Origin of the sequence: Acetobacter okinawensis JCM 25146 (genome assembly GCF_000613865.1) — a bacterium.
Classification (GTDB): Bacteria; Pseudomonadota; Alphaproteobacteria; order Acetobacterales; family Acetobacteraceae; genus Acetobacter; species Acetobacter okinawensis.
Genome location: NZ_BAJU01000004.1, coordinates 60,989 through 80,384 on the forward strand (window position 1 = coordinate 60,989; position 19,396 = coordinate 80,384).

The following is a 19,396-nucleotide window of genomic DNA, read 5'->3' on the forward strand; positions in this document are numbered from 1 at the left end:
GTTCAAAACCATGCTTCCATGGACTACGTATGAAGCCATGTATGACGCAGCCATAAACCAGCCAGAGCAATTCTGGCTGGATGCAGCCCGGCGCGTAACATGGGAGCAGCCACCCGTCACTACGTACCACACACGAACAGATGGATGGCATGACTGGTTTGCCGGTGCCACGCTCAACACATGCCATAACGCGGTGGACCGACATGTAGAGAGCGGACGGGGCATGCAGGCAGCCCTGATCTGGCACTCATGTGCAACAAACGAGCGCCAGATCATCACCTATCAGGAGTTGCTGGGCAGGGTCTCCGGGTTTGCCGGTGGCCTGCGGTCGCTCGGGGTAGGGCAGGGGGATCATGTTCTGATCGTTATGCCTACGATGGTCGAAACGGTCATTGCCATGCTGGCCTGTGCCCGGATTGGGGCAGTGCATGTGGTGGTTTTTGCAGGTTACGCGGGGGCAGAGCTTGCCCAACGGATTGATGATGTGGCACCAAAAGTCATCATTATCGCCAGTTGCAGCTTTCAGGGGCAAAAGGCTGTTCCATCCACACCTGTTCTGAATGAGGCCCTTGCAACAGCAAGGCACAGACCGCAGGCCTGTGTGGTTGCGCAGCGCACAGCCTGCCCGGCAGCCCTTATGCCCGCACGGGATCATGATTTCCATACTCTGGAGCACTCGGCAGCAGTCGATCCGGTCATGCTGCGTTCTGAAGACCCGTTATATATCCTGCATACATCCGGGACAACAGGCAAAGCAAAGGGGATTGTGCGCGACAATGGCGGCCATGCTGTAGCGATGGCCTTGTCCATGGACCTGATCTATGGCTGCAAACCCGGTGATACGTTTTTGACTACATCGGATCTGGGGTGGGTTGTTGGTCACTCGTATGGCGTTTATGCGCCGCTGATCAGCGGTTGCACGAGTGTGATCGTGGAAGGTGGTGCATCGGCTTCTGCCATTCGTGCTCTCTGTTCGGATTACAAGATCAGGTGCCTGTTTACGACGCCCACACAAATGCGACTTATGCGACAGGAAAGTCGACATCTGTCAGGGGTTATCCTGCCCGCACTTGCCCATATTTTTGTAGCCGGGGAATATGCGGACCCCACACTACTGGACTGGGCGCGTTCCTATTTCCGCAAACCTGTGGTCAATCACTGGTGGCAGACGGAAACCGGGTGGAGCATTACTGCGCATTTTTTGGTCTGGCTGAGCAGGAACCCGCCTCACTCAAAAACGACATAGGACGACCCGCACCCGGGTTTGACCCGGTTATTGTGCCATGTCACCCGGACGAACCCTGCGGCGAAATTGTCCTGTCCCTGCCGCTGCCCCCCGGCTGCCTGGCAGGGATATGGAAGGATGGAGACATCCATGCACCTGCCGTATATCTTGATGAAACCGGTAGGTACTATCGCACCTTTGATGAAGGAATGATCGATGCCACCCGCGCTGTTCATATGCTCGGGCGCTCTGATGATGTGATCAAAGTTGCCGGGCGCCGGATTTCGGGCGTACAGATTGAGAAGATCATTGCCTCCCATCCTGCAGTCCACTCCTGTGCTGTAGTTGCCGTTCCTGATGATCTGCGAGGGCAGCGACCTGTTGCTTATGTAGTCCCCCTTGACGCTGCCAGTCCTCCATCTTGCGAGGAAATTATTGGAGCGGTGAGCCTCGCACTTGGCAGATGGGTAGGGTTGCGGGAGGTACGCTTTGTGGAGCACCTGCCAACCACAGTATCGGGGAAAATCAAACGGCGGCATCTGAGTACCTGCTAAGCAGGCAAAGGCAGGTTACTGATCTGTTTTTGAATTTTTTCTGGCATGCAACTCCGGCCAAGAAGAAGTCGCAATGCCCATTGCCGGAAAATAAAGTTTGGCTAACTGCCGCTCATCCACCGGCATGGGAGTATTGCTGGAAGGACGAACACCATTCTGGCGCAACAGAAATGCAACAAGAGCCACTGTATCTTGTGAAGATAGAGTGCCGGGGGCCATGAGGGGCATGGCGCGGGATATGTATCCGGTCAGTTGGGCTAATGGCGCATTGGCCCAGCGAGCAGTAAAATAACTCCCCAGATCAGGCACATCATGGCCGCCCTCAAGGCTCGTACCATGGCACATGGCGCATGTTCCGGCGTAAACTTGGGCACCGTGCGATACCTGCTCGGCAGAAAAGGTAAGAGCCGCTCCATTGCTGCTTCGGTTGCTTGTGGCTGCTCGCTGTTGCGTATCGGCCCGTGCTGCTCCAGCAAAGTGCAGGCAGGCCACTGCCCATGCCATGAGGAGCGAACGCTGGAAGAAAAGAGGGCGGGAAAACATGGTACCGTCCTTATCCATTACGTGGCTGAAAACGGGTAAAAAGATCACCAATAATGGTAACGGCTTTTTCCGCCTCCGCACGGTCGGCATGTTCAAAACTGTTACCAACCCCATCCATGTCTCCAAGGCCATACATGTCGTATCCTTGGATCATCACCCCATCGGATTTGGAGATCATGGCGACCCCTTTGTATTCCAGAGCATAAGGGGCATCAGGCTGAGGGGGGAGCCAGCTTGTCTGGCCGCGAACGGGAATGAGGGATTTATCATTCCACCATTCCCGCGCAGCATAGCCGGGGCAGTTGATAACCACACGCTCGGGCAGGTCCGCCAGATCGGCCGGGCTATGGAACTCGCGGATAACAATCCGCCCCCCGGCCTGATGGAACTCCGAGAGCAGCAGATGGGAGTAAGCACCAAAATTATAGATCATGAGCGGTGTGCGCCGCGCATAGGCTACGGGAAAGGGGTTGTCCGCCCCGGCCAGCAGTTCGGGTGCGGGCGTTACGTCTGCAATCAGGCCCGCATATGAGGCAAACTCAGCACTGCTCTGGGGGGCACCTGTGGTGGCAAAGGTGCCTTTGCCCGCATCGGTCGGGGCAGGGGCGTGGTCGGCGGCATCGAGCGGCGTGTCAGACAGGGTAAAGTTATCACGAAAATCAATCGGGTTGCCGGGCAGGCCCAAATAGTCGCGATAGGTCTGCAGGGAGTAACGGGCCATCTGCTCCCATGTTCGGGCAAAATTTGGGCTGGCCTGCGCACTCAGGGCAATGCGGGAGTCCGGGGTCCAGCTCCCGTTGGCCCGCACAGAACGCGTATGGGGCAAAAGATCGCGGGTATAGATGGTCACATCCAGCCCCGCGCGCAGTGCGGTCAGGGCCGATGTCAGGCCGATAATACCACAGCCAATAACCGCAACTCTGCGCTCCAGTGTTGCCGCCGCATGCCCGACCGCCAGATATGCTGCCCCCCAGGAGAGTGACCAGCACTGCCGCCGTGGCCGTAATTATGCACAACGGTTTTGCCTGCCACATGTTCCACGTCCATGCGTGGCCCCGCCGGGCGGAAGGGGCGGAGGCAGACCTTGATGTCCATGATCTGGTCGGCATGGGCGCGAATAGGCACCAGCCGGGGGATGGTGCCATGCAAGGCCGTGCGGCCAAGGGCCGCGGCTGCCTGGGGGGCGGTTCCGTCTGGTGTGGCACTCCAGCCACGGCGTGCAACCCCCATCATCCCGGCAGCCAGAGAGGCCGCAAACAGGTCTCTACGTTTCAAGCTGTATGTTCCTGACGTGTGTTTCATCACGCGCGGTCCTGTCTGTCTGGGCGGCTGGGCACGCCAAATCTGGCGATAAACAAGGGGAAGAGCTGGTCTTCCCCTCAGGTAACATACTGGTAGATATGGTTTTTAGTTTTTGTAGTCGGGCTGCTCCCTGTCCAGTTTACGGCGCAGGGCTTTCCAGATCATCTGCCCCTGATCGGGGTCTGTTTCAAACTGATTTTTTGCACGCAGAAGTTTTTCTTCTGAGGGAACGTGCAATGGCACGCCGGTAGCTTGGGCCGCAATCTGAATTTTGCAGGCCTGCTCCATATAATATATGCGGTAAAAAGCCTGTGCCACGGTGCTGCCAACAGTCAGCAAACCATGGTTTTGCAAAATAATGGCGTTGTGGTTGCCAAGGTCACGTACAAGACGCTCACGCTCACTCAGGTTATCATCAGCCGCAATACCTTCATAGGCATGGAAGGCCACCGAACCATAAAATTCGATATTGATCTGATTCAAAGGGAGAATACCCTTATCCTGCGCTGCAACCACCATGCCGGGTACAGTGTGAGTGTGGATGACGCAGGCGGCATCTGGCCTGTTGGCGTGGATGGCCGAGTGAATAACAAAGCCGGCAGGGTTAATGGCCCAGCTTGTTTCTTGTTGCGGAATACCATCGGCATCTACAATGACCAGAGAACTGGCTGTAATTTCTTCAAACAGAAGGCCGTAAGGGTTCACCAGATAGCGGTGCCCACCACCGGGTAGGCGCAGGGAGAGATGGGTGTACACCATATCGGTCATCCCAAAATGGGCAATAAGCCGGTATGCTGCGGCAAGGTCTTCGCGCAGTTCCTGTTCGGACTGTTGGATGGTCATGGCTTTATGATCCTTGAATATAAAATAACTATCTCAGGCAGAGGCAACGCGCTTGAAATGGCCGAATGTGGCAGTTTTGCGTGCTCCTTCGGGGAGTTTGAGATCGCCTTTTTCAACCTTGCGCACAAGATACTGGTACGTTTGCAGGGCTTGCGACCACATATGCTCCCCAATTGTAATGGTTTCGTATGATGCCTCATCGCCTTTTGCAAAGGCGGGCAGGGGGCGGATCTGGGTATGGTAATCGCAGGCATAAAAAAGTGGGAAAGAGTAGCGTTCCTCCGCCACCTTGCGAACCCTGTGCGCTGTTGCCACAAATTCCCCCGCGGTCATGACTTCGAGCATATCGCCGATATTCACGACAAACGCACCGGGAATAGGGGGGGCGTCAATCCACTCCCCATGGCCGTTCATAACTTCCAGCCCCGGTTTATCAGCCAGAAGGATTGTAAAGCATTCGTAATCGGTATGGGCGCCAATTCCGGGTGCGTCCTGCACATCGGCATCATACGGATAGTGAATCATGCGGAGTTTGGACGGCGGGAAGTTGGCAACGGTATCAAAATATTTTTCGTCCAGCCCCAGAGCCAGGGCGAACCCACGAAAAAGGGTGCGCCCCAGATCAAACACTGCACGGTAGTAGGCTTCCGCCTTTGTCCGAAAACCGGGAATATCCGGCCAGTTGTTTGGTCCCAGCAAAGGCGTGCCTGCTTGCACCAGAGGATGATTGGCGGGCACCTCGTAGCCAATATCAAAGGCTTCCTTATGGTCCGGGCGACCGGCGGAATAGACTTCTTCTCCTTCGGGCACAAAGCCTTTGTGGGTGGCGGACGCGCCGATGTAGTACTCCATTTTTCTGTCAAAAGGCTGGGCAAAAAAATCCCGCGCAGCCTTGCGAACACCTTCAATCAACTCCGCACTAACCTGATGGCCGGAAATATAGAGGAAACCGACATTGCGTGCGGCCTCACCCAACTGTTCAGCAACAGCCTGACGCTGAGCAATGTCGTCGCTGTACAGGCCCTTGATGTCAATGACCGGGATGCGGGTAAAGGTGTCAGTGGTTTTGGAAACAGACATCAACCCAGTTCCTTATTTGCTGCCAGTATCTGACAGAACATGTTGAAAGTGCGCGCGCTCGGTCTGGCCTGTCCAGATATTGAGTGACCACAGGTCGGCTACGGGCATGTTGGTAAACGGCAGGGTGTGCAGATAACCATCCGGCCCACATTCGGGCGTCATGGTGGTAGTGGTGTATCCACGTGCACGCTGGCTCAGCCATATCTGCTGCCAGATACTCTGGTGAAAGCGCAGTGCCGCTGCATATTCCGGTGCGCCGGGATGGGGCGCCTGTGGCCCCTGATCATAGCCAACCCGTGCCTGAATATGGTGCACACGTTCCACAAAAGTGGACAGGTCATCTGCCGGGTCATTCAGCAGGCGCTCACAGCACACAACCCAGTGGCTTATGTCGGCCGTAAACAACACGTCTGGCAGTTGCGCAATAACGTCCAGTGTTACCCATGGTGTTGCCAGAATGCGGGAGCGATGTGTCTCAAAACAGCAGAGCAGGCCAGCCGAATGGCAGATCGTCTGTGCCTGAGCCATAAATTCCACCTGCTGACTGGCTGGCCAGCGGTCGTTCCCCCCAAGAATGGTTACAAACTGGGGTTCCATGAGCAGAACGCGATCCACCGCATCTCGCAGGTCATTCAAGTGGTCCTGCACTGTGGCACTCTGGGCGGGAATAACGCCGCCGCCCGTCATGGCGATGGCAATATAGGGCGCACTCGCGTCTTGCAAAATTGTGGCGCACGCACGGGCTTGATCAGCAGTGGCTGGAATACGGGCTTCCAGCCCTTTAAAGCCTGCCGCGCGGGCTTCCGCCAGTGGATAGTCCCACCGGCGGTTGTCTCCCCATAAAGTCCGGAAAAGTTCAAGCTGCATTTACGCGTTCCTGATACAGGCCAGTCGTTCAGAAGTTGTAGTGCAAGTCACAACCAATCCAGCGGGGTGTCTGGATGTACTGTACGCGGTTGCCGTCATTCCCGGTAAAGGAATAGTTGCTGCGGGCATTGTTCTGCAGGTTGTCTACATAAACTGCAGCGTTCCACTTGCCGGTTTTGGGGCCAAATTCCATACGCAGACCAAGGGAGCTGATTTTCCCGTTCTGTGCATTGGGGTCACCCAGAGCGGCCCACATGTTATCCTTCCATGTAAAGCTAGCTTGCAGGGTGGTGCGATAGCGGCTGATGTCTATGCCGTAACGCGCCACAGCACTCCATGAAAAACGCGGAGAGAACGGGAGAGAAGAGTTCTTGGTAACAAGAGCGTTGCCCCCATCATCAAGCACGGTGCTTTTGGATTGTGCATCCAAATATGCAAAGGATCCGTGCAGATCAAGATTGGGAATAACATCATGGAACGTGCCGGAAATTTCGCCCCCACGTGTGCGTGCACGCGGAATGGTACCCAATGTGAGTGAGTTCAGGCTATTCACCGGGTCAAAAACTTCAAAGAACAGTGTCTGCCGGTTATGGTATTCATAATCAAACAAAGAGCCTTCAAGCTGCACTTTATTATGCAGCAAGGAGGATTTAATACCAATTTCGTAGGCGATCAGGTTTTCAGGTTTAACGTAATCAAGTGCCTGCGGCAGCAGTACAGGGGCCACAAAATAGGATCCTGCTTTGTAGCCATTGGAGATTGTGCCATACGCATAGGTGTTCGGCACAATCTCGTAACGCAGCCCAACACGCCCGGTAAAGCGATGGTAACTATGGGTTGTGTTCAGGTAGCTAAGCTGGGAGCTACTGGCAGAACCAACAGGATAGCTTCTGGTGCCACCATTAAAGCCTCGTTCATCATAGGACAGGCGGCCACCAGCAAGGAAATCGAGCTTTTTGGTAATGTTGGTGACTGTATTGATGTACAGCCCGGTGGACACGTTCTGCTGGGAGAAATGGTTTGTAAAGTTTGCATGGGGGTCTCTGGTAGCCCCACGGTAGCTGGTGTATTCCCCATCGATCTTGTCGTAAGATTCGTAAACACCTACGGTCAGATGAAAGATTTTTGCCAGATTCATACGCAGGTGCATGTCATGCGACTGCGCGATCGCCGTGTCATTCCAGCGATAGTCGGCAACCTGCGTGTCAAGCCCGTCGTAGTTATCCAGATCATTGCGACGGTAAAAATCGATCCCTGTCGTGGAAGAAAAAGTGCCAAAGTCAAACGCCTTGGTGTAATTAACAGACACGCCACCGCCATTCTCGTTCCGGTGTGGAGGAGAGTTCCCCACATTAACGGAGTTGGCGTTGGGATGAAGACCAGCCCCGCCGTCGCTGGGGGATGAAATATCCTGCGGGGAGGTCGAACGGCCTTTGTCGCGCGTGTAGTGGATGTTAAGCAACACGGAAGATGTGTCATCCACCACAAATTTGGTCAGGTTGCGCAACGCCAGCAGGTCCTGCGAGCCGTAGCGATCTCCTGTATTGATGTCTTTTTGCCAGCCATCACCTTTGACGTAGTTGAAGGCAAAGCGGTTGAAGATTTTATTTGTAATGGGCGTATTAATAGCAAAGCGGCCATGGTTGGTATTATAGCTGCTGTAACCCCACTCTGCATAACCACCAAACTTGTCGGACGGCTTTACCGACTGGATGTTGATGCTGCCACCCGTCGTGCTGCGCCCCATGTCAAAGCCCTGAGGGCCTTTTTCTGTGGAGACACTCTCAATATCAAGCATTTGTCCGGTGTAGAAAACCGGGAACGGGGCCAGCAGCCCATCCAGATAAATGCCAATGCCCCCCATGTTGGTGCCCACGTAGTCATCCAGCCCAACGCCACGGATTGAAAAAATAGGAGCAGAGCCGGACACAGCATTAGAAGCAGTAACACCGGGAGTGAAGGAGGCAATATCCTTTGGGCTCTCAAGATGAAGAGCGCGCAGCTCCTGCCCGCTGATCACGTTAACTGTGGCAGGTTGAGACAGGTAGCGATGCGTGTGGGTCTGACTGACCTCGACTTCTTCAGTAGAACCATTGCGTGGTGCTGTGTTTTTACGTCTGGAAGGGGCAGAGGCATGTTTGCCGTTTGCGCTTACGTGGCTTTTTGCAACAGGCTGGCTACTGGCAACAGGTGTTGCGGCGGTTGCCAGTGTTGAGGTCGATGCCAGAAGCAGGCAGGGCAAAGCTGGCAGGCTTACATATCTTGGCACCGAAGCCAGAAGGCGGAAGGACCGACGTAAAAAATATGATTTCATGCCCGTTTTCCTGTTTCATTCCCGTTGGAACCGGCTCCTGGGGCGCAAAGATGACCGGTCTTTTCGTTTTTATTTCATAACGAAATATCCCCTACATTCGTTTGAAAATGACTAAATCATACTTTTGTTGATTGGCATGCGGGAGATGCAGGCGTTCAATACCGGAGCATCTGGTTAAGAAAATTCTGAGCACGGTCTGTTTTGGGGGTGGTGAAAAAAGTTTCAGGGGGAGTGATTTCAACTATTTTCCCTTGATCCATAAAAATAATACGATCTGCAATACGGCGGCTAAAAGCCATTTCATGCGTTACGCAAACAGTTGTAATGCCTTGTTCGGCCAGTTCATCCATAATACTGACTACGCCAACAATAGCCTCCGGGTCTAACGCTGCTGTAGGCTCATCAAACAGCATGACCTGTGGCTGCATGCACAGCGCGCGCGCAATAGCCACACGTTGCTGCTGCCCACCAGAAAGCTGGATGGGGTATTTGTCTGCCTGATCCGGGATACCCACCTGCTCAAGGTAACGGCGTGCAAGGGCCGTTGCTTCGATCCTGCTCATGTGTTTGACCCGCATGGGAGCAAGAATACAGTTTTCCAGAACACTCAGATGCGGGAACAGGTTATAGTTCTGGAAAACCATGCCCACCATGCAGCGGAGCTGAATAGGGTCTGTTTTCTCGTTGATCAGCTTGCCATTGATGGTCAACGTACCAATGTCGTGTGGTTCAATGCGGTTGAGGGTGCGGATCAGGGTTGATTTCCCTGACCCGGATGGTCCAAGGACCACAATTTTCTCACCACGACTGACATCAAAATCCACACGGTCGAGTGCGACAAATTCACCAAACAGTTTGCTCATACCCCTCACGGAAATCATGGGGAGGTCTGTGGTTTCATGCTGCATTGGAAACAACCTTTTTACGGTCTGACCAGGCAAAACGTCGTTCGACCCGTTTTTGCAGGAAAAGAAAGAAAAATACCATAACCAGATAATAAACAAGCGCCGCCGCATAATACTCAGTAAAAGCAAAAGTGCGTGCAACCTGTATCTGTGTCACAGCCAGAAGTTCCTGCAGTGAAATAACAGACGCAAGAGAGGTAATTTTTAGCAAATTGATAAATTCGTTTGATGGTGGGCGGGAGGGCAATGCGGAAAGCTTGAGGAAAAATAACACGCCAGTAAATATCGCGCCGGCTCAACCCCAGAGCACTGGCGCCAAGCTCCTGACCAGGGTCCACAGCACTGAGTGCGGCCCGGTTGATTTCCACCTGATAGGCTGATTCATTCACGGACAATGCAAGAATGGTGGCCAAAAACGGCGTAAACCACTGTTCCCGAAAAATGGGAAAGAACTGCGGTACGGCGTTCCATATAAAAAGAAGCTGAAGCAGGGTTGGTGCCGCACGAAAAAGGGAGACATAACCTTCCAGCACAATTTTAAGCACCGATTTCTGCGGGCTGTTCAGCACAATGGCAATCGGCACCGAGATGGTGATGGCGATGATGTGTGAAATCAGGGCCACGCTCAGCGTAATGAGTGCACCATGAAGAAAAGCGGTGGAGGTAAGGGCGGAAAAAAAGGCATTCCAGTCAAACATGGAACTGGCACTCACATTTGCCGCACCATTTTTTGTGGACTGGTCTGTAACAGACCATTTGGTACGAAGTGCTGACAGCGTGCCGTCTGTTTCCAGCGCACTGATCGCTGACTGAAGCTGCGTCTGATCCGCCGCATTCGGGCGCAGATAAATGGCAAAATGGTGATAATCAGGAATATCCGGGGTAATCAAAACATGGAGCTTGTCCCCCAGCTGGCGCATACGAAAGAAGAGCTCAACGTCCTGACTGACAAAGGCAAACACACGACCGATCAGGACCTGCTGCACCACCTGTTCTTCAGTCGGGTATTGCTGAATAATCATGGGGGGCTTGCCAGCCGCTACAAGAGTATCGTTGATAAGCCCCAGTCTGGTAATATAACTGGTGCCGGATTCAACGGCGATACTTTTGCCTGCAAGTTCATCCATGCTGGTAAGGGAAGGGGTGCCCTTACGGCCAACAACAACCAGTGCGGTATCCTGATAAGTGACCGCATCAAAGCTTTTTTCCCGCGCGGGTGTGCGGATAATACCACTCATGACCAACCCGCACCGCTGGGCGGAAAGACTGGGGAACAGGCCAGTAAAATCCATGGTAATGACGGACAGGCGAGCCTGCCAGCGGTTGGCCAGAGCCTGCGCTACGTCAATATCGAACCCTTCCGGATGGCTGACATCCTGCCCTTTAACAAAGGTCATCGGCGGGAGTGTCGGGTTTGTACAAATGGTCAGTACGCCATTTTGCACGAACGAAGGAACCGGTTCGGCCTGAGCCAGTCCGTGCAGCCCAGCAGTTGCTACAAGGATGCCAGCAAGTGCCGCAGCAAGGCGAAAGTGCCGCGTGAGCGGCAAGAAGGAGAAAAAGCTGATCATCAATAGGAAGCTTCCAGAAGGGAACGGAACGTTTCGACCATCAGACTGGTTTCGGGCGAGGTACGTGTCAGTAGGTGACAGCAGGTAATCAGGCGCAGGTTGTTGAACGCAATCCGGCGCAGGAGCCTTGGGCCACAAGGGGGGCCGCAAAAACTTCGGGCAGAAAACCAATATAACTGCCAGAAAGAATAAGCAGTGCGCGGGCATCCAGTTTGTCGGCTTTGGCGCGGTAGGTAAAATGATGGCGTATGCTTTCCCACATATCGGATGTGGCCACTTCTCCAACACTCACCATGCTTTGGCTGGCCAGAACGTCCAGAGTGATTTCTTCTTCCGGGACATCGAACAGGGGATGCCTCGCGCCGCAGAAAAGATAGGATGCCTCAGCGACAAGTGGACGACAGCCCTGAGGAGCACGCCCCTGCGCGTAAAGGGCAATACCCGCCGTAGCCTGACCGTTCATCACTGCCACTTCCACTTCCTTGGTGGAAGCGGAATGCAGGTGCATGAACACACCGGGGTGGCTTTGCGTAAAGGTGTGAATGGCTTTGACTAACGGCGTTTCACCATGGGTCTGTATATTGTCGGGCACGTACAGGGTAAATGTGCCGCTCAGCACGCCACTTGCCTGATTGATCTGCTGGCGGAAGTGCTCAAGATTTATAAAAAGCGAGCGCGTTGCCTCCAGCACTTCCCGTCCTTCATCAGTCAGCGCAAAGCCACTACGCCCACGCAGGCAGATTGTCAGGCCAAGGCGGGTTTCCAGTGCCGAGATGTCAAGGCTGATGGAGGATTTGCTTTTGCCTAGCGTAATTTCCGCAGCACTGAAGCCCCCCTGTTCGGCCACTGTGTGAAAGACGCGGAGCAGCCGCAGGTCAATCTCGGAAACATGCCCCTGAAAACCACGTGCTCTTTTTCTTGGGCGGGGTGTTTTGTGGCTGCTTCCCGTCATGGTCTGAATGCTCCTGTAGAGTGGGGCGTCAAGGAGGGCAGGTTGCCCCAACCTCCTGTTTTTACGGGCAAACCGTTATTGTTCTTTTATCAAAATAATTATGGCGTGGAAAATATATGATGTGAAGGGCGAACTGTCTGCCCCATATAAACATGAGAGAGCACAAGAGCCGTAGAATGACGGTTTTCTGCGTTATTTGCACATAATTGCGAAAAAACTAAAGTAAACTCATGTCTGTTCGTATTGGGGTCGTAACAAGCCTCGGATAGCTTGCAGGAGCAACTTAGATACCTTGAGGATTTTCAAGACATGGCAGCGAACAGATGGTTTATTGATAGTGAAACCGGTGTGCTGACAGATGTCCTTCTTTGCCCGCCAGATTATTACGAATGGATACCAAGCAATGACATCGCCATCCAGACAATGGCGAATGGTGGCAGCATAGACAGGACAATCCTGCACAGCCAGTTTGACGAGCTGGTATCAACCTTGAAGGGGGCTGATGTTTCCTGCCATTTTCTTGCACCGCACAAGGATATGCCTTACGAGGTTTATACCCGTGACAGTTCGCAAACAACGCCTTTTGGCACGGTTGTTACCAGTCTGTCACGCTCGGAGCGGGTGGGGGAAGAAAAGGAAATCCGCACTTTTTACGCTCCGGACGAAATCTGGCGCACCTGCACCGCAGGGCGTATAGAAGGGGGGGATATTCATATTATCCGCCCCGGTCTGTTGGCTGTGGGGGTAAGCGGAGGACGCACGGACACAAAAGGCGCGGCCGAGTTTATCAGCTGGTTTGAAGAGGCTGGGTGGACCTGCCGGATGATCCATTTTCCCGAGCATTTCCTGCATCTGGACGTTATTTTCTGCATGGTGGCAGAAATCTGGCTATCGCTGCGGTGGACGTGCTGGATGAGGCTGATCTGGAGTGGTTCCGGGCGCAGGGCATTCGCATTCTGCCCGTAACCTACCGCGAAGCCATGCGTGATATGGGCTGCAACGTGCTGGCTCTGGGGCGGGACCGTGTGGTAAGCCCGCGCCATTCAACGCGGATCAACGCAATGCTGCGGGCCGAAGGACTGAGTGTTCTGGACCCTGAGCTTAACCAGTTCTCCCGCGGCGGTGGTAGTATTCATTGCATGACCATGCCCCTGCGCCGTCAGTCTCTGCAGACCGCGTAAGACAGGTCTTATAAGGAGCAAGGTGGATGCCAGCACGTATTGTTATCAGCGCAGACGGTAAAAAAGCGTTTGAAAGTTGGCGTCTGGCTTTTGCTTCGGTCGCTCCACAGGTCAGTGTATGCTCATGGTATGATCCGGCCTATACCGCCGGAGAAGATGATTATGCACTGGTCTGGAGCCCCCGGCCAGACCATATGGAACGCCTTGCGTGCATGAAGGGAATTGTGTGCACGGGGGCAGGGGTTGATCATCTTCTGGCACATGCAGACTTCCCACGCCATGTGCCACTGGTACGGATGGGGGGAGAGCAGACCGCCCGCCTCATGGCCGATTATGTGCTGTGGGCCGTCATCGGTCTGCTGCGAGATGCGCGAACATGGGCAATGCAACAGCAGCAGGGCCTGTGGCGCAACAATGTATGCAGTCGCACGTCCAATACGACCCGAGTAGGCATTATGGGGCTTGGGCACCTTGGAGCATATGTGGCTCAGGCGCTGGCCCACGTCGGTTTTTGCGTATCTGGCTGGAAACGAACGCCCGCGGAACTGGATGGCGTAACTGTATGGAGCGGCGTGGAGGCACTGCCTGATTTTTTGGGCGAACTGGACGTTCTGATTAACCTGCTGCCCGCAACCCCCGCAACAGACGGACTGATCGACACGTTCTGCTCAGCCATCTGCCTAAAGGTGCAGGTTTTGTAAATGTCGGCCGGGGGCGCCACGTGGTGCAGAGTGATCTGCTCCGTGCATTGGATGATGGCACATTGTGTGGTGCGGTGCTGGATGTGGTAACCCCCGAGCCTTTGCCAGATGATAGTGCACTTTGGCACCACCCGCGTCTGACCATAACGCCACATGTGGCCTCCGAAGCGTCGCGCGAGGTGCAGGCCCGTTATGTGGCCGATGTCGTGGCCTCTCTGGAGCGGGGCGAAAAGCCTGCACTACTGTGTGACGTAACGCGTGGCTACTGAAGACAAAACAGCTTGAACGGGAAATGGACAGGATATGAGCCAGTACGCCAACCTGACAATCAATGGGCAGGACCTGTGGCAGGATCTTGTGACAACCGCAGCTTTTGGCGGCACAGAAAAAGGTGGTATATGCCGCCTTGCCCTGTCACAAGAAGACAGGCAGGTTCGTGCTTGGTTTGAGCAGACATGCAAGGCACTAGGCTGCACGGTAACCTATGATTCCATGGGCAACCAGTTTGCCCGCCGTGCTGGCACCCACAATGATCTCCCCCCTATTATGATGGGAAGCCATCTGGACACACAGGTAACTGGTGGCCGTTTTGATGGTATTCTGGGTGTTCTGGGTGGTATTGCCGTACTTCGGGCACTGCATGCAGCCAACATAAACACGGATCATCCACTTGAAGTCGTAAACTGGACAAACGAAGAAGGTGCCCGGTTTGCCCCTCCCATGCTGGCCTCTGGCGTTTTTGGTGGTGCTTTTACCGAAGAGTTTGCTGGCAGTCGGGCCGATACGGACGGCGTGACCTTGCGGCATGAGCTTGAACAAGGTGGTTTTGTTGGCCAAGAGCAATGTGGCCAGCACCCTGCGGCGGCGTATTTTGAACTGCACATCGAACAGGGGCCGGTTCTGGAGGCCGAAGAACGCACCATAGGCATTGTAACGGGCGTGCAGGGAATGCGCTGGTACGAGGTTATTGTGCGTGGTCGCTCAGCCCATGCCGGCACAACGCCTATGCCCATGCGCAAGGATGCACTCCTAGCTGCGGCCCGCATGATTGAACAGGTCAACGCTGTAGCACTTGCCCATGCGCCAGAAGGGTTAAGCACAATTGGTATTATTACCGCCCTTCCAGCCAGTAGCAACGTGGTGCCAAGGGAAGTGCGCTTTACTGTGGACCTGCGCAATCCGTCTGAATCGGTTTTGCAGGTTATGGAAGAAGATTTTTTACAGCGTATGCAGAGCTGTGCTGAAGCAAACGATGTACAGGTTGAAATTGTACCAACTTGGAATTCTCCCGCCGTACATTTTGACCCGAGATGTATTGATAGCGTTAAAGCAAGTGCAGGAGATTTTGGCTATACCATGCGCGAGATTGTTTCCGGTGCCGGGCATGACGCCGTATATGTCTCCCGGGTTGTCCCAACAGCTATGATCTTTGTGCCATGTCTGCATGGCATTAGCCATAATGAGGCAGAAAGTGCGACGCCAGAGGATGTGACAGCAGGCAGCAATGTGCTTTTACATGCAGTTCTAAAGGCTGATAAAATATTCTAGAAAAATTTTAAAACAGAAAATACTGTTTTTCGGGCCAATATTTTCCCGGACCCAAAAAGGGGGAGCGCACTCCCCCTTTTTATTTGAGCAATGGACCAACGCTCTCCATGGCTTTGCAGAAAAGCTGCACGTCATGGGCCGACCCAACGGTGATTCTGGAGCATGTTGGCCATATAGCCCAGCTACGCCCAATAATAACATTGTTTTGCGCAAGCTTTGCAACAATTGGCTCTGGTGCCTTACGCCAATCAGCCATAAGCATATTGGCATCACTGGGAATGGTGCTGACACCATAATGGCTTAAACATGCCTGCATAACCTTACGGTTCTGCCTTGTTTCAAAACGGCGTTTTTCAATCTCTGTCCTGTCTTTCAGGCTATCAGTGCCAATGGCAACTGCCGGAACAGACAGCATGGTTGTCTGGTAAATACCATCATACCGCATCATTCTGTCATGCAGACTGGGGTGCGCAATACTGAACCCCAGACGAAGCCCCGCCATGGCAAATAATTTGGAGAATGTGCGCAATACAATCAGATTACGGCATGAACCAAGAAGGGAAACCGCAGACGGAGCATTGCTGAAATGTAAATACGCCTCATCCGCCACCAAAACGGCATTTTGGGGAATATGGCGTGATAGCCATGCAATATCTTCCAGTGGGGTAAGAGTGCCCGTCGGGTTGTTAGGGCTGCATATATAATACATTCCTGCATGTGGGTTAGCCTTGAGCATGGCCCGCACATCTGCCTTATAACCGTTGTCTGCCCGCAAAGGAACTTTGGCTAAGGGAATTTGCAGCCATTCCGCAACGCCCCAAACCGTTTCGTAAGTAGGGTCACAGGTCACAAGCCCCTGTGTTGGCGAGCAAAAAGAAATGACCGTTCTACACAGTGGGTCGCTGGAGCCGGGCCACGGGGTTATCAACTCTGGTGAAATATGGTCGTAGGCCGCGGCTGTTTCAACCAAAGTCTGCCGCTCTTGACCTGTCAGGTAGCGATTGCCATTCAGCAATGCCTTTTGCCCGGCTGGCAGAGCAGACGGGAAGGGACCAGTCCAGAACTCGTTACTGTTGAGCAAAATGGAACCTGGTGGGTAAATGCCGCCAACAGGCAGGGTATCGGCCCGACTTTTGTGCCATGGCATGCCTGCCATAAGGGAACCAACACCCAGCATAAGAGAAATGCGGCCGATTTGCCGGCGGGAAAAACCGCGCTCGTAAAGCTCTTGCTGAGCCTGTGCTGGCAAGGGTGCAACCATGGCTATCTCCTTTGAAACATCGTTACAGTCAGGATGTGGCTATGACCAGAATAAGAGGATCACCAAGGAGGGAGAAATAGGGGAAAGGGAAGTTCACTTTTGTTATAGCATTAAGCGAGAATGATGTTTTGATTGCATGCAAAAATACAATTACTCCAACATAAGAAAAATTTTAAATATATTGGAAATCATGGAAGCGGCACAGTAAGCGGACGAGGCTTTGGTTTTTGCGCCTTGACTGCCAGAGTGTCGAGTTCCGAGAGAAAACGGGACCGATCCGCTTTTCCAAATCCGCTGCCTCCCGGCGTTATCATGCCAGCGGAACGCAGGTCGGTCATCAGGTTCCTCATGGCCAGTGCCATGCCTATTGTGCTTTCATCCAGCAACCTTCCTTTTGGTTCCAGAACATAGGCTCCTTTTTCAACACAACGGGCCGCAAGTGGTATGTCTGATGTAATAATGATGTCTCTTTCCAATGTATGTTCGGCAATCCAGTCATCGGCAACATCAGGCCCATGTTCTACAACAATACGCTCAACAAGAAAGGTATCGGGGACGGCAATCATACGGTTGGAGACGACAAAAACCTGTAGTTTATAACGTGCAGCAACACGGTATATTTCATCTTTTACGGGACATGCATCGGAATCAATAAATATACGGACCATATTCCCACTCTACCGTAAGGTACGCAGCAAGTGCGAGAAAAGACGTCAACATGGCATGGAGTAAACTCTTCACTCCATGCCCCATGGGATATGTGGCCTAATCACAGCTCTTGTGTGCGCCTGTGATTGCCACGCAACCTCCACTACACACCCACGAAGATGCAAAACATGCAGTTATTCATGCAACCCTGGCGCTTCACGCCCTGTGCGGGCAACGTATTCTGTATACCCCCCATCGTAGCGCAGTAATCCCTGTGGAGTGAGTTCTAAAACACGGTTGGACAAAGCTGCCAGAAAATGCCGGTCATGCGAGACAAACAGCATTGTGCCATCATAATCGGCCAGAGCAGCTATCAGCATTTCCTTTGTTGCGATGTCCAGATGGTTAGTCGGTTCATCCAGCACTAGAAAATTTGGTGGGTCAAAAAGCATCATGGCCATGACAAGTCGGGCTTTTCCCCACCGGACAGGACCCGGCAGCTTTTATCCACATCATCGCCCGAAAAGCCGAACCCACCTGCCAGTGTGCGCAATGCGCCTTGAGCAGCAAGGGGAAAAGTATCGCTCAATGTTTCAAAAACAGTACGCTCTCCATCCAGCAGGTCCATGGCATGTTGGGCGAAGTAACCCATTTTAACGCTGCCACCCAGTGTTACGGTTCCGGCATCTGGTTCTGTCGTGCCCGTAACCAGCTTGAGAAGGGTGGATTTACCGGCCCCGTTCACGCCAAGTACGCAACAGCGTTCCTGGCGTCGGATAAGCAGATCAAGGCCTTTGTAAATAACGCGGCTTCCGTAACTTTTGTCCACACCACGCAGATTAACCACGGAATCCCCAGAGCGTGGAGCCTGCGGGAAGGTAAAGGACAGGGCCTGCCTGCGCTTGGGTGGCTCCACCCGGTCAATTTTATCCAGCTTTTTAACCCGGCTCTGCACTTGTGCAGCATGAGATGCACGCGCCTTGAAGCGCTCAATAAATGCAACCTCCTTGGCAAGCATAGCCTGTTGGCGGTCAAACTGGGCTTGCTGGTGTTTTTCGTTCAGTGCCCGCTGCTGCTCATAAAATTCATAATCACCCGAGAAACTGGTGAGTGTTCCGCCATCAATTTCAATCACCTTGTTGATGATGCGGTTCATAAAAGCCCGGTCATGGGATGTCATGAGCAAGGCACCATCGTACCCGGCTAAAAACTGCTCAAGCCAGATCAGGCTTTCAAGGTCCAGATGGTTGCTTGGTTCGTCCAGCAGCATGACATCGGGCTTCATGAGCAGGATGCGCGCCAGTGCGACACGCATTTTCCAACCACCGGACAGGCGCCCCACATCCCCGTCCATCATTTCCTGGCTAAAGCCCAGCCCATGGAGGACCTCACGCGCACGACCATCAAGCGCATAGCCTCCCAGTTCTTCAAAACGGGCCTGAATTTCGCCAAACTGCTCCAGTATGGTGTCCAGTTCATCCATACGCTCAGGGTCGGCCATAGCGGCTTCAAGCCTGCTTAGTTCTGCCCCCACTTCCGCCACGGGGCCAGCGCCATCCATAACCTCGGCCACGGCGCTGCGACCCGTCATTTCCCCCACATCCTGATTGAAAAAACCCACAGTTATGCCGCGGTCAGTCAGAACATGGCCTTCATCTGGTTCTTCCTGCTTTGTAATCATCCGAAAAAGGGTGGTTTTGCCAGCACCATTGGGGCCAACCAATCCAATTTTTTCTCCCTTCTGCAAGGCTGCGGATGCCTCGATAAAGATCACGCGGTGACCATTATATTTGCTGATATTATCGAGACGGATCATAGGACCTCGGAAAATGCAGGGAAGGGGATGTGGGCGACAGACTGCCTTATCGCCTAACATCGTAGCTTCGTAAACCGCTGGTCGC

13 protein-coding genes and 4 pseudogenes are annotated in these 19,396 nt (G+C 53.6%); 4 read left to right on the forward strand and 13 right to left on the reverse strand.

The annotated features are described in order from the left end of the window. Window positions 1-10: 10 nt before the first annotated feature. Window positions 11-1,779: pseudogene (locus tag JCM25146_RS16905) on the forward strand (AMP-binding protein). Between the two features lie 15 nt (window positions 1,780-1,794). Here JCM25146_RS16905 and JCM25146_RS16910 read toward each other — a convergent pair. The 10 genes from JCM25146_RS16910 to JCM25146_RS16925 form a co-directional block, all read right to left on the reverse strand. Continuing rightward, a complete protein-coding gene (locus tag JCM25146_RS16910; RefSeq protein ID WP_081774746.1) occupies window positions 1,795-2,322 on the reverse strand; it encodes a c-type cytochrome in 528 nt (175 codons plus the stop codon). A gap of 10 nt (window positions 2,323-2,332) precedes the next feature. Next, window positions 2,333-3,280, reverse strand: coding sequence for an FAD-dependent oxidoreductase (locus JCM25146_RS16915; RefSeq protein WP_369347399.1), 948 nt, complete (start codon window positions 3,278-3,280; stop codon window positions 2,333-2,335). Continuing rightward, a complete protein-coding gene (locus JCM25146_RS23365; protein ID WP_242400892.1) occupies window positions 3,208-3,597 on the reverse strand; it encodes a hypothetical protein in 390 nt (129 codons plus the stop codon). The genes JCM25146_RS16915 and JCM25146_RS23365 overlap by 73 nt, the downstream gene beginning before the upstream one ends. Window positions 3,598-3,729: 132 nt before the next feature. Further along, window positions 3,730-4,467: a class II aldolase/adducin family protein gene (locus tag JCM25146_RS03520; protein ID WP_025825936.1), complete on the reverse strand. Its 738-nt coding sequence runs from the start codon at window positions 4,465-4,467 to the stop codon at window positions 3,730-3,732. Between the two features lie 33 nt (window positions 4,468-4,500). Then, window positions 4,501-5,547 carry an isopenicillin N synthase family dioxygenase gene (locus JCM25146_RS03525; RefSeq protein WP_025825938.1) on the reverse strand — a complete coding sequence of 349 codons (1,047 nt, stop codon included), beginning with the start codon at window positions 5,545-5,547 and terminating at the stop codon, window positions 4,501-4,503. 12 nt (window positions 5,548-5,559) lie between these two features. Beyond that, window positions 5,560-6,414, reverse strand: a complete 855-nt coding sequence (locus tag JCM25146_RS03530) for a sugar phosphate isomerase/epimerase family protein (protein WP_025825940.1) — start codon at window positions 6,412-6,414, stop codon at window positions 5,560-5,562. A gap of 28 nt (window positions 6,415-6,442) precedes the next feature. Beyond that, window positions 6,443-8,728: a TonB-dependent receptor gene (locus JCM25146_RS03535; protein ID WP_025825942.1), complete on the reverse strand. Its 2,286-nt coding sequence runs from the start codon at window positions 8,726-8,728 to the stop codon at window positions 6,443-6,445. A gap of 155 nt (window positions 8,729-8,883) precedes the next feature. Beyond that, window positions 8,884-9,609, reverse strand: a complete 726-nt coding sequence (locus JCM25146_RS03545; RefSeq protein ID WP_148298964.1) for an amino acid ABC transporter ATP-binding protein — start codon at window positions 9,607-9,609, stop codon at window positions 8,884-8,886. Between the two features lie 140 nt (window positions 9,610-9,749). After that, window positions 9,750-11,204 (reverse strand): ABC transporter substrate-binding protein/permease, encoded by a 1,455-nt coding sequence (locus JCM25146_RS16920; RefSeq protein WP_369347397.1) that lies wholly within the window; start codon window positions 11,202-11,204, stop codon window positions 9,750-9,752. An 88-nt stretch (window positions 11,205-11,292) separates the two neighbouring features. Then, entirely contained in the window at window positions 11,293-12,156 is an 864-nt protein-coding gene (locus tag JCM25146_RS16925) for a LysR family transcriptional regulator (RefSeq protein ID WP_369347398.1), read from the reverse strand. A 309-nt stretch (window positions 12,157-12,465) separates the two neighbouring features. Here JCM25146_RS16925 and JCM25146_RS16930 point away from each other — a divergent pair. From JCM25146_RS16930 to JCM25146_RS16940, 3 genes and pseudogenes are all read left to right on the forward strand, one after another. Beyond that, window positions 12,466-13,337, forward strand: a pseudogene (locus JCM25146_RS16930) (dimethylarginine dimethylaminohydrolase family protein). Between the two features lie 383 nt (window positions 13,338-13,720). After that, a pseudogene (locus JCM25146_RS24800) lies at window positions 13,721-14,307 on the forward strand (NAD(P)-dependent oxidoreductase). 34 nt (window positions 14,308-14,341) lie between these two features. Further along, the gene (locus tag JCM25146_RS16940; RefSeq protein ID WP_035371931.1) at window positions 14,342-15,586 is read left to right on the forward strand and encodes a M20 family metallo-hydrolase; all 1,245 of its coding nucleotides are present in this window, start codon (window positions 14,342-14,344) and stop codon (window positions 15,584-15,586) included. Between the two features lie 79 nt (window positions 15,587-15,665). Here JCM25146_RS16940 and JCM25146_RS03575 read toward each other — a convergent pair whose 3' ends face one another. The 3 genes and pseudogenes from JCM25146_RS03575 to JCM25146_RS16945 form a co-directional block, all read right to left on the reverse strand. Continuing rightward, on the reverse strand, window positions 15,666-16,847 hold the full coding sequence (locus JCM25146_RS03575; protein WP_025825946.1) for an aminotransferase class I/II-fold pyridoxal phosphate-dependent enzyme: 1,182 nt from the start codon (window positions 16,845-16,847) through the stop codon (window positions 15,666-15,668). 188 nt (window positions 16,848-17,035) lie between these two features. Further along, entirely contained in the window at window positions 17,036-17,515 is a 480-nt protein-coding gene (locus tag JCM25146_RS03580; RefSeq protein ID WP_025825948.1) for a YaiI/YqxD family protein, read from the reverse strand. Between the two features lie 174 nt (window positions 17,516-17,689). Beyond that, window positions 17,690-19,311: pseudogene (locus JCM25146_RS16945) on the reverse strand (ABC-F family ATP-binding cassette domain-containing protein). Window positions 19,312-19,396 lie beyond the last annotated feature (85 nt).

Coding starts and splice junctions, on each gene's coding strand:
- JCM25146_RS16910 (WP_081774746.1), bottom strand. CDS start 2,322: ATGTTTTCCCGCCCTCTTTTCTTCCAGCGTTCGCTCCTCATGGCATGG.
- JCM25146_RS03520 (WP_025825936.1), bottom strand. CDS start 4,467: ATGACCATCCAACAGTCCGAACAGGAACTGCGCGAAGACCTTGCCGCA.
- JCM25146_RS03525 (WP_025825938.1), bottom strand. CDS start 5,547: ATGTCTGTTTCCAAAACCACTGACACCTTTACCCGCATCCCGGTCATT.
- JCM25146_RS03530 (WP_025825940.1), bottom strand. CDS start 6,414: ATGCAGCTTGAACTTTTCCGGACTTTATGGGGAGACAACCGCCGGTGG.
- JCM25146_RS03535 (WP_025825942.1), bottom strand. CDS start 8,728: ATGAAATCATATTTTTTACGTCGGTCCTTCCGCCTTCTGGCTTCGGTG.
- JCM25146_RS03545 (WP_148298964.1), bottom strand. CDS start 9,609: ATGATTTCCGTGAGGGGTATGAGCAAACTGTTTGGTGAATTTGTCGCA.
- JCM25146_RS16920 (WP_369347397.1), bottom strand. CDS start 11,204: ATGATCAGCTTTTTCTCCTTCTTGCCGCTCACGCGGCACTTTCGCCTT.
- JCM25146_RS16925 (WP_369347398.1), bottom strand. CDS start 12,156: ATGACGGGAAGCAGCCACAAAACACCCCGCCCAAGAAAAAGAGCACGT.
- JCM25146_RS16940 (WP_035371931.1), top strand. CDS start 14,342: ATGAGCCAGTACGCCAACCTGACAATCAATGGGCAGGACCTGTGGCAG.
- JCM25146_RS03575 (WP_025825946.1), bottom strand. CDS start 16,847: ATGGTTGCACCCTTGCCAGCACAGGCTCAGCAAGAGCTTTACGAGCGC.
- JCM25146_RS03580 (WP_025825948.1), bottom strand. CDS start 17,515: ATGGTCCGTATATTTATTGATTCCGATGCATGTCCCGTAAAAGATGAA.